Raw genomic sequence first — 10,422 nt, 5'->3', positions numbered from 1 at the left:
TAGGACATTATGTGCGAACAGCTAATTTTTAACCAAGCACCCGGGGCCTAAAAACCCCCGGACCTGGCGCCGTCGCCCACATGTCCCTTCATCTAAATATCACAATGTCAAAGAGCCGAACCGGTTTGACCCGGTTACCACCGACAAAAAAGCGGACACCTATGGTTCCCTGATATTTACTACCAGAGGAGTAGGTGACCTATTTGTTGGCGACCGAACCGCGGAAACGCTCGCTTCCCGTCCGGTGAGAGGGCCTCTAAAGCGACTTCGGGATTCGGTCAACAGCCATTTGCAATTTTATTACAAAAAAAATGCAGTCCGCCGGAAATGCACGGTTTTTCGCGGGTTGAGACGGGATAACCGGCGGACGGGACATAGGTTCCGTGGGGTTTAAATACCCCGGAAAGCGCAGAATCAGGGGTGAATCGGAGAATCGGGAGCGCTTTATGGCCGATTCTCATGCTGTATTTGGGTCCGCACCCAATATGACAGCCGAGATTGCATGCGTCCGCACACGCAGAAGATGTTCACGCAGAGGCGCAGAGGCCGCCGAGACATGGCCACATCGCAAGTCGATGGGGAGGATTATTGCGGGACCGCCAAATTGACTGACTGGACAGATACACCCCTGCTTTTGCGTCAACCTTGTCAATGTAACGCAGGGCGGTGGCGATCTTTGGCGTCGCCCTTATGCCTTCAGCAAACCAATCTCGATCAAACGTTCGCGCAGATAATCATCTGCGAGAATCGGGTCGGGATAGCGATTCGGGTTTTCCGCGCTCACGCATTGCGGCAACGTGGCGATTGGGAAGTCAGACCGCAGATGCAGAAAGAATGGCATGGAGTAGCGGCTGAACCGCGAACGATCGCCCGTCGGGTTGACCACACGGTGCGTCGTCGACGGCAGCATATGGTTGGTCAGCCGCTGCAACATGTCCCCCACATTGACCGCAAGGCCGCCCTGCGGTGGCGACACGTCCATCCAGCTGCCGTCGGGGCGCAAAATCTGCAGCCCGGCCTCTTCGGCACCCAGCAAGAGCGTTATCAAATTGATATCCTCATGCGCGCCGGCGCGGATGCAGCCTTCGGCGTCACCGGCAATCGGCGGGTAATGCAGCAACCGCAAAATCGAATTGCCATCCTCAATGGTCGGGTCAAACCAATCCGCAGGCAAATCGAGATAGCGGGCGATCGAGGACAATATCCGCGCGCCGACCTTGTCCATTTCGGCAAAGAGCAACTGGAACGTCTCTTTAAACTCGGGAACATCGGGCCAGATATTCCGCAACATCGACCCCGCCAATGGGCTGTCCGGCGCGACGTCACGCCCGACATGCCAGAATTCCTTCAGATCATGATAGTCAGCGCCCTTGGCAATTTCGGTTTTAAACGGCGTGTAGCCGCGCTGACCCGCAAGTGCGGTATCAAAGCCCTTCATCTTTTCCGGCTCGGATTGTTCGAACAACTGTTTCGTCAGCGCCCAGGCCTTGGCGACCAGATCCGGATCAAGTCCATGATCGACAACGGTCGCGAAGCCATAGGTCTGGAATGAATTGCCAAGCTGCTGGCCAAGTGCGTCGGCATCGCCGCTGCGCAATGAAATAACGGGCATATGTGTCATGGACAGCGTGTTACTGCCTGCCTTAAAGGCTTTCCAGCGAAAAGGAGCGACAAGTGACAAAACAATTTTGGCTGATGAAGTCCGAACCCGACGTGTATAGTTATGATGATTTGGTGGCGGAAGGCGAAGGCACCTGGGACGGCGTGCGCAATCATAGCGCGGCGATAAACCTGCGCACGATGAAGGTCGGCGACGAAGCTTTTTTCTACCACAGCAATATCGGGCTTGAGATTGTCGCCATCATCACGATCAGCCAAGAGCATTTCATTGACCCGACCGACGAAAAGGCACGCTTTGTTGCGGTCAAGGTTAAGCCGGTACGCAAGCTTGCCCAATCGGTGACGCTAAAGGCCATCAAGGCGAACCCGAATCTAGCCGAAATGGAAATGCTGCGGCAATCGCGTCTGTCGGTAGCGCCAGTGCGGCCGACCGAGTGGAAAGAGATATTGAAAATGGCGGGCGAATGAACGTGCCAAAGATCGCGATTCTCGCCCCCGTCCCCGAATATGAAGAAGACTGGTCGCATATAAAGGCGGACTATACGCGGCTATTGGGCGATCAGGCGACATTTATAGACTGGACCAAGGCGGACGACTTGAGCGGCTTTGATTTGGTCACGCCATTATTGGCATGGGGCTATCCGCGCGATTGCCCGCGCTGGTTTGCCCTGCTTGACCGGTTGGAGGCCGACGGCATCCCCGTTTCCAATCCGGTCAGCATATTGCGGTGGAATAGCGACAAATCCTATCTGGCAGAATTGGATGCCGCCGGCATTCCGTCCGTACCAACTTTAGTGAGCGACGCGCTTGATGCCGACGCGCTTGACCATGCCCGCGCCCATTTTGCCGTCGACACGCTCGTGGTCAAACCACCGATTTCCGGCGGTGCCGACGGGACGTTCCGGCTGACGCTTGGCGACGACATTCCCGATTCGGTTGCCGGACAACGCATGATGGTTCAGCCTTATGTGCCAACGATAGCCGAGGAAGGCGAATATTCGCTCTTCTACTTTGGCGGCAACGTCAGTCACGCCATCATTAAGCGTCCAGCGGCAGGCGATTTCCGCGTGCAGGAACAATATGGCGGCTATGAAGCGGCGGTGACACCGCCTGCCGCAGCAGCAGATCTGGCACAACGCGCCTTAGCCGCGACCGCATCCATCACCGGCGCTGGCACGCTGGCGTATGCCCGGGTCGACATATTGCGCGATGGCGATGGTGTGTTCCGTTTGATGGAGCTGGAATTGATAGAACCATCGCTCTTCCTGCGCTTTGCACCCGACAATGGCGCAGCATTCGCTGAAGCGTTGCTGGCAACAGCCGGAACCAAAAGGTCACCCGCTTCGGGCGGACTTATGCCTGACGGTAATCGGCGATGATCTCGCCGCAGGCCTGCAATTCCGCTTCATGGCCAGCCTCGCGCCAGCTTTCGGCCAAGGCATCCTTCTCCCACGCGCGCATCGCGGGAAGGCCGAGCATATGGTCCACCCATTCTTGCCCGGCATGGCCGACATCAAGACCGTAGGTGCGCACGCGAAACGCGACCGGCGCAAAAAATGCGTCGACGGCGGTGAAATGCGGCCCCGCCAGAAACGGACCGCCAAAACTGTCGAGGCCTTGCGCCCAAAGCTCGGATATCCGTGCAACATCGCGTTCTAAGGCAGCAGACATAGGCTTTGGCTTCACCCGAACGCCGACATTCATTGTGCAATCATTGCGCAAAGCCGAAAAGCCGCCATGCATTTCGGTCACAGCGCATTGCGCCCATGCGCGTGCCGCAGGATCCTGCGGCCAGACGCCTTCGTGCCGGTCAGCCAAATATAAAGTGATGCCCAACGAATCCCAGACAGTCCGTGCGCCGTCCAATAGCGCAGGCACTTGACCCGTTGGCGAAAACGCGCGGAAGGCTTCGTAATTGCTATCAGCCGCAAAAGGCTCGATGCGGTCTTCGAACGGGATGCCCAGCATCGTCATCAACACCCAAGGCCGCAAGCTCCAGCTGGAATAATTGCGATTCGCGGTAATCAGCGTGTAAGTCATTGGAAGCGGCCTTTCCCTTGAAAATGGGCTATTGTTCGCGCCAGCTAATCATCCAATTCCAACCAACGCGACTCTGTGCGCTGATGATAGCTGTCGAAAACGGCAAAAGGAATGCGGAAGGGCGTGCCCCAGTTGCTGTTCCACATGGCCACAACGCCCGTGCGTGTCGCGGGTTCGAAAATCAGCGTTGCGCGATATCCATCGACCGCGCCCGAATGGCCGATGAACTGGCGTCCGTCATAAGTGAAGCTGCGCCAGCCAAGTCCGTAATGGGTATCTGAATTCGCCTGCCGCAGCTCTCCGCCATAGATTCGCGCCGTATTAACGCGCGGAGCCTGCGCCAAGCGAAGCGTTGATGCGGGCAATACATCGGGGCGCTCGCCCATCGTCGCCTGCAACCAGCGGGAGAAATCAACGATATTGCTTTCCACCCCTGCCGCAGCCGGCACACGCCAATAGCTTTCTTTTAAGGTGCGGACATTTCTGCCACTGTGCGGTCGGGCCCAATCCTTCGCGCCGGTCAGTCCTGCCATGCCGAAATTCGCGCTGGTCATGCCCAGCGGCAAAAAGAAACGTTCGCTGACCAGATGGGGATAGGGCCGCTTGCCTGCCTTGGCCAATATCTCACTGGCCGCGTCGAACGCCAGGTTCTGATAGGTGTGGCAGGTACCGGGCGTACATTGCAGCGGCGCTTCTGCCAGACTGGCGCGGATGACGCGCGGGTCCTGACCATCCTCCAGCTTTTCATCATATGCGTTTTTGGTGAGCCCGGTCTGCTGCGCCAACAACTGTGCAAAGCTGATCCGCGCCTCCGCGCCATCGGGCAGACGCAGCGAACTTTTCCAGCTAGACACCGGCTTGTTCAGATCAACCGGGCCTTCGCTCGCCATCGATGCGGCCAGCGTGCCGGCAACCGTTTTCGAGACGGAAGCCCAACGGAACACCGTATTATTGGTAACTGGGACATTGGTGGAACGGTCAACGACGCCATAGCTATGCACAAAGCGCAGCTCGCCATCCTCAACGATGGCTACCGCAAGCCCAGCCATTTCGGAACGCTGCGTCAGTGCGGCAAATTGCCGGTCGAGTTTGCCATAATCGATCCGACCGCGCCATTCGTCTGGCTGATCGGGCAAATTCGGGGGTGCCTTTGCCAATTTGCGCAGCACCACCGCGACTTGGTTCGTCTCCGGCGCCGAGTATAAAAAATACCAGCTGGCCAGCCCCAATGCAGAGGCGGCGATCAAGGCAATAATAATACGCCGCATCGTACCGATTAAATCGCGACCTCATAATGTGCAGTGGTTTTGGCGGCGACTTCACCAACGGTGATTCCCGGCGCGACTTCAATCAGCTTGAACGGCGACGATTTGTCGGGGCGTTGGAACACCGCCAAATCAGTGATGATCATATCGACGACATTTTTGCCCGTCAGCGGCAATGTGCATGCGGGGATGAACTTTGGTGAACCATCCTTGGCATTATGCTCCATCACGACGATGATCTTCTTCACGCCAGCGACAAGGTCCATTGCCCCGCCCATGCCCTTGATCATCTTGCCGGGGATCATCCAGTTAGCGATGTCGCCATTCTCCGCGACTTCCATCGCACCCAGCACGGTCAGGTCAATATGCCCGCCGCGGATCATGGCGAAGCTGGCGGCGCTATCGAAATATGCGGTTTGCGGCAGCTCGCTGATGGTTTGCTTACCTGCATTGATAAGGTCGGCATCCTCTTCCCCCGCAAAAGGGAAAGGGCCAATACCCAACATGCCATTTTCGGACTGAAGCGTTACTTCAACCCCAGCCGGAATATGATTGGCCACCAGCGTGGGGATGCCAATGCCCAGGTTCACATAATATCCGTCGCGCAGTTCCTTTGCAGCGCGGGCGGCCATTTCGTCACGGGTCCAGCTCAATGTATCAATCCATCTTCATCGGTTGTGGGGTGTTCAGTCGGCAGATCGGTGGGGTTGGCTTACCGCTCATTTCGCGGGCTCCCATTTGGTGTCGGCCGTAAAGATTTCGTCATAGCCACCCCGGATTGACGGGCCATAGACAGGGTTGGAGAACAGGAACCAGCCATTACCCCACATGTCCGCAATCGCTGGATTTGTCGCCAGCTTCCGCCGGTCAGCCACGCTTAGGCCTTTGGCGTTAAACGCCTGGACAAAGTCGCCAAGCTGATCGCCAGCCAGCGCTATCACGCAATATTTTGCGGCGATGGCAGCGCGTCTGCCATCTTTGCTCGATCCGGTGGCGTCATCACCCATAAGATACAGCGTGTCTTTATGTTTGAATTCGCCAAGCCCTGCCATGCGCAACGCGTCTTCCGTGCCTTTGGCGTTCGCTGCTGTGCGATTGGTGTTCGCGATGATTGTCACGCCAGCATCGCGCATGATTTTCAGTGCGTCGATCGCGCCGGGCATGGCCAGTGCTTTGCCAGCACCGCCTTTTTCCCACGCATTCCAGATGACTGGGTCAAAATCCTTACCCTGCTCAGCCATATAGCGCATTGCGCCTACGTTCCAGAGCAGCGTTTCGTCGGCATCAAATACCGCGGCCAATGGCTTTGAACCGCAGCTTTCGAACCGGGGCGCGTCCGGGGTTGACCCATCTGCCAGCACCGTCTGCGATTTGATGGCACGGTTCAGGGCCTTTGCACGGACATATTGCGCCATTGCTTTATATACCTGCGCCGACGCAATGCTGCCTTCAGCCGAACCATAAAGCCATTGTTGGCCCGTCGGTGGCGAAGCGGACGTTGGCTTTTCGCCGATCTGGGTCGCGAGCGCGTCCTTGCTGAGCACGGGCGCAGCAACCTGCTGACCTTGCGCTGCGCTACTGGCCAACGCCAGCGCGGCAACGCTTATTACCAAACTGCGGATCATGCGCTTTCCCTTTCGCGGACGGTGCGGAACTCAATCTTTTTGTCATAAGGCGCGCCAACGATCATGCGTTGCACATAGACGCCGGGCAAATGGATGCAGTCGGGGTCAAGGCTGCCAACCGGCACCACTTCCTCCACCTCAACCACGCACACCTTGCCGCAGGTCGCGGCGGGCAGATTGAAGTTGCGGGCCGTCTTGCGGAAGACAAGGTTCCCGCTTTCATCGGCTTTCCATGCTTTGATAATCGACAGGTCAGCAAATATCCCGCGTTCGAGGATATATTCCTCTCCGCCAAAATCTTTCACTTCCTTGCCCTCGGCCACCAAAGTGCCGACGCCCGTCTTGGTGTAAAAACCGGGAATGCCAGCGCCGCCAGCGCGCATCCGTTCGGCCAACGTCCCTTGTGGGCAGAATTCCACCTCAAGCTCGCCCGCCAGATACTGCCGCTCAAACTCCTTATTCTCACCCACATAGGACGAGATCATTTTCTTCACCTGCTTGGTGCGCAGCAGCTTGCCGATGCCTTCATTGTCGATACCGGCATTGTTGGACACGAAGGTCAGGCCAGTGACCCCGCTGTCGCGAACAGCATCCAGCAACCGTTCGGGCAAGCCACACAGGCCAAAACCGCCGCTGGCAATCAATATGTCGTTTTTGAGCAGGCCGTCGAGCGCGGATGCCGCGTCCGGGAAAAGTTTTTTCGCCATGAAGTGCTCCAATAGTTGGGAGAGACGGAACGGCTCCCGCCTAGACCTCAACGGGTGTAAAGGTCAACGCCAATAGCGCGCCTAATTCGCGCAATGCTTGCGCGCCGGTGGCAACCTTGATCGCAGCCATGCCCATCGCAGCTGCGGGTTTGCAGTTGATGCCAAGGTCATCAAGGTAGATGCATTGTGGTGGAGAAACGGCGAGCGCTTCACACATCATATTATAGATGCGCGGGTCGGGTTTGCGGACACCCGCTTTGCTTGATTCAATGATATGGTCGAACCGTTCCATTACCGCCGCCACCGCCGCCGCTTTTGCATCGCTCACCGCCATGCCTGCGCCTTTGCCAGACGGCACATTGTTGGTGATGCATCCCAACGCAAAGCCAAGCGATTTGAGCTGATCAAGCGCGGCCACCATGTCTGGACGGATTTCGCCAGCGAGGCAGGCGATAACCGACGCGCCGTCCAATTGATGCCCCAGTGCCTGCGCTTCGGCAGCAAACAGCGCGTCAAATTCGGTCGCGCTGCATTCGGCGCGTTCGAATTTGGCCCAGGCATTATTGTCCGGATCCACCGAATTGACCCGGCGTACGAAATCCTTGGGCAGGCCGCGCTCCGCCTCCATCCGGTTAAACGCCTCAAACGGTGACGACGTGATGACGCCGCCAAAGTCAAAAATTACCGTATTAAATGTCATGCACTGCCCGTCATCAATATTGCAGCTTAAGCCCCGGCCGCGCCCAACGGGTTTTCACCAGACGCCCACTGCCCGACAGGCAGATATACGCGTCCATCATATCGTCTCCGCCCCACGCAATGTTGGTGGTGAAGATATCATCGGTCGCAACAAATTCGACCAGCTCACCATCCGGAGAAATCACGCTGATCCCGCACTCACCAATCGTCGCGACGCAGATATTACCGCTTGCTTCGATGCCAAGGCTGTCGAAAAATTTATACCCGGCTGGACGATATACCGGAATCCCCGGCCCGCCCGGACCCGCATCGGGCGCAACTTTGCCGGGCGACGTGATGTTGAACTTCATCAACCGGCAGGTGTAGGTTTCGGCGGCATATAATGTCTTGCCATCGGGCGACAGGCCAATGCCATTGGGGTTGTTCGACGGAAAGATGACCTCTTCCAAATGGCTGCCATCGGCCTTGGCATAAAAGATGCCAACGACGTCATGGCTGCGCTTGGCATAATCGATCTTGCCATGGTCGGTGAACCAGAACCCGCCATGCGCATCAAAGACAATGTCGTTCGGGCCACGCAGACTGCAGCCAAAGTCACCCGATTTATAGAGTATCTCGACTGCGCCGGTATCGATATCGATACGTTCAATCCGGCCGCCGGAATAATCCTGCGCAATGCCGTGCGGCGCAAGAAAGCCATTGGCTTCGATATATTCAAAGCCGCCATTGTTGCAGCAGTATAATTTGCCGTCGGGGCCAAGCGCCAAGCCGTTGGGGCCGCCGCCTGTCTTTGCAACGACGGACTTGCTGCCGTCGGGCCGCACCCGCGTGATTTGCCCTTCGGCGATTTCGACCAAAATGACGCTGCCATCGGGCATGACGACTGGGCCTTCCGGGAAGCGCAGGCCGTCGGCGACCAATTCAAACTCTGCCATAATCTTCTCTCCTTCATCCCGGTTCGCGCGCTGGCGCGGTCCGGTCTCCCTCTCCAAGCTCGACCTGCATGTACACGCTGTCAAGCCAGCGGCCAAATTTCCGACCAACCGATCGCATCCGGCCGGCAAAAGTGAATCCCATTTTCGTATGCAGCGCCACCGACGCGGGCTCTCCGCCGCCGATCACCGCAATCATTTGACGAAAACCACATGCGTGCGCTGCATCCAGCAGGTGACGCATCAATAGGACACCGATCCCCTGCCCCACAACTTGCGCGCGCACATAAATCGAGTTTTCGCAGGTGAAGCCATAAGCGGGCCGGTCTCGAAATGCCGTGGCGTAGGCATAGCCCAATATCACCCCTTCGCGTTCGGCAACCAGGAATGGCCAACCATGGGCCAAAATGTCGCCAATCTTCTGTTCGGTTTGCTCCAATGTACGCGGCACAGTGTCGAAACTGGCGGTGCCGTTCAGAACATGATGGGCATAAATGTCGGCTATGGCTTGAGCATCGGTGATGCGCGCACCCCGCACGATTACCTCGTTCTTCGCCTGCCCCGCGTCATCCATCCGTCATCGCTGACATAATATAACGGCCTTTGGAAGCATTTTGCGGTGTTTGATATCAATCAAAGACTTTGCGCGGCATCGGCCTACGCTCAATCGCATCAATCCGAGTCGGCCTATTCTGGCATATGAAAAGGAACTGATGATGAAATCTATCATGGTACATGCTGGCGGAGACGCAGCCTTTGAAAGCCGGTTGCAGGCGGGGCTTGATCTTGCCCGCCGTTTCAACGGGCATCTCACGCTTGTTTTGCCCCGACCAACGCAGGATTATGTGGCGTTTGATATGTTCGGCGGCGCGCATTTCATTGCCGAAGCCTTTGATGCCGCCGAAACGGAACGCGGAAAGCTCTGCGCACGCACCGACGCGCATCTGAAGTCGGAGGATGTGCCTTGGGATTGGCAGATATTTGACGGAACCACATCCGATGCCTTGATAAACGCAGCGCGACTGGCGGACATATTGGTTATGTCGCTGGATGAAGCGGGCACAGCCGGCGGCGCGCGCGCATGGGTCAGTGATGTCGTCACAGCGTCGCGCACACCCGTACTTGCGGTGCCTGCATCGACGAAGCGAATCTCCTTGGACCGCGCGATGGTGGCATATGACGGCGGATTTGAAGCAGCCAACGCGCTGCGCGCCGCGCTGCCGTTGCTTCAGGCCGCAACGCACGTGCGGATCGCAGAGGTTGAAACCGTGCCCGAAGAATTCCCGGTCACGGACGCTGCGACCTATCTATCGCGCCATGGCGTCAGCGCCGAAATAGCCGTCGCGGCAAAAGGTGATCAAAGCGTCGAGGAACGGTTGCTGGCTGAAGTACATGCGTGGCGACCCGATTTCCTCGTCATGGGCGCCTATGGCCATGGGCGGTGGCGCGAAACCTTGTTTGGCGGCGTGACACGGTTCATGCTGGGCGAATTGGGCATCCCTGTGTTGCTGGCGCACTAAACAATCATTGGCTT

At 57.4% G+C, this 10,422-nt stretch carries 12 protein-coding genes; 3 read left to right on the top strand and 9 right to left on the bottom strand.

The genetic code is table 11. The annotated features are described in order from the left end of the window. Positions 1-688: 688 nt before the first annotated feature. Entirely contained in the window at positions 689-1,627 is a 939-nt protein-coding gene (locus ACIQZK_RS07655; RefSeq protein ID WP_395635294.1) for an isopenicillin N synthase family dioxygenase, read from the bottom strand. A gap of 47 nt (positions 1,628-1,674) precedes the next feature. Here ACIQZK_RS07655 and ACIQZK_RS07650 point away from each other — a divergent pair, with 47 nt between their 5' ends. Then, the gene (locus ACIQZK_RS07650) at positions 1,675-2,088 is read left to right on the top strand and encodes an EVE domain-containing protein (protein WP_397575608.1); all 414 of its coding nucleotides are present in this window, start codon (positions 1,675-1,677) and stop codon (positions 2,086-2,088) included. Further along, entirely contained in the window at positions 2,085-2,999 is a 915-nt protein-coding gene (locus tag ACIQZK_RS07645; RefSeq protein WP_397575607.1) for a RimK family alpha-L-glutamate ligase, read from the top strand. Before ACIQZK_RS07650 ends, ACIQZK_RS07645 begins: the two co-directional genes overlap by 4 nt. On the opposite strand, the gene ACIQZK_RS07640 is transcribed toward ACIQZK_RS07645, so the two are convergent. The 8 genes from ACIQZK_RS07640 to ACIQZK_RS07605 all read right to left on the bottom strand — a co-directional run bounded on the left by ACIQZK_RS07640 (position 2,974) and on the right by ACIQZK_RS07605 (position 9,462). Next, positions 2,974-3,660 (bottom strand): glutathione S-transferase family protein, encoded by a 687-nt coding sequence (locus ACIQZK_RS07640; protein ID WP_397575606.1) that lies wholly within the window; start codon positions 3,658-3,660, stop codon positions 2,974-2,976. The genes ACIQZK_RS07645 and ACIQZK_RS07640 overlap by 26 nt on opposite strands. 44 nt (positions 3,661-3,704) lie before the next feature. Next, positions 3,705-4,928: a serine hydrolase domain-containing protein gene (locus tag ACIQZK_RS07635; RefSeq protein WP_397575605.1), complete on the bottom strand. Its 1,224-nt coding sequence runs from the start codon at positions 4,926-4,928 to the stop codon at positions 3,705-3,707. Positions 4,929-4,936: 8 nt separating this feature from the next. After that, the gene (locus tag ACIQZK_RS07630; RefSeq protein ID WP_397575604.1) at positions 4,937-5,578 is read right to left on the bottom strand and encodes a CoA transferase subunit B; all 642 of its coding nucleotides are present in this window, start codon (positions 5,576-5,578) and stop codon (positions 4,937-4,939) included. A 66-nt stretch (positions 5,579-5,644) separates the two neighbouring features. After that, a complete protein-coding gene (locus ACIQZK_RS07625; RefSeq protein WP_397575603.1) occupies positions 5,645-6,550 on the bottom strand; it encodes an HAD family acid phosphatase in 906 nt (301 codons plus the stop codon). After that, positions 6,547-7,257 carry a CoA transferase subunit A gene (locus ACIQZK_RS07620; protein ID WP_183939099.1) on the bottom strand — a complete coding sequence of 237 codons (711 nt, stop codon included), beginning with the start codon at positions 7,255-7,257 and terminating at the stop codon, positions 6,547-6,549. The genes ACIQZK_RS07625 and ACIQZK_RS07620 overlap by 4 nt, the downstream gene beginning before the upstream one ends. A 40-nt stretch (positions 7,258-7,297) precedes the next feature. Next, complete coding sequence (locus tag ACIQZK_RS07615) at positions 7,298-7,957, bottom strand: HAD-IA family hydrolase (RefSeq protein ID WP_397575602.1); 660 nt, start codon at positions 7,955-7,957, stop codon at positions 7,298-7,300. A 13-nt stretch (positions 7,958-7,970) separates the two neighbouring features. Continuing rightward, positions 7,971-8,891 carry an SMP-30/gluconolactonase/LRE family protein gene (locus tag ACIQZK_RS07610; protein WP_397575601.1) on the bottom strand — a complete coding sequence of 307 codons (921 nt, stop codon included), beginning with the start codon at positions 8,889-8,891 and terminating at the stop codon, positions 7,971-7,973. Between the two features lie 13 nt (positions 8,892-8,904). Next, on the bottom strand, positions 8,905-9,462 hold the full coding sequence (locus ACIQZK_RS07605) for a GNAT family N-acetyltransferase (RefSeq protein ID WP_397575600.1): 558 nt from the start codon (positions 9,460-9,462) through the stop codon (positions 8,905-8,907). Between the two features lie 139 nt (positions 9,463-9,601). Here ACIQZK_RS07605 and ACIQZK_RS07600 point away from each other — a divergent pair, with 139 nt between their 5' ends. Next, positions 9,602-10,408 (top strand): universal stress protein, encoded by an 807-nt coding sequence (locus ACIQZK_RS07600; RefSeq protein WP_397575599.1) that lies wholly within the window; start codon positions 9,602-9,604, stop codon positions 10,406-10,408. The last annotated feature ends 14 nt before the right edge of the window (positions 10,409-10,422 follow it).

It is taken from the genome of Sphingorhabdus sp. (assembly GCF_044338195.1).
GTDB lineage: Bacteria > Pseudomonadota > Alphaproteobacteria > Sphingomonadales > Sphingomonadaceae > Sphingorhabdus_B.
Note: the sequence above shows the minus strand (reverse complement) of the source record. Positions and strands in the feature narration are given on the sequence as shown.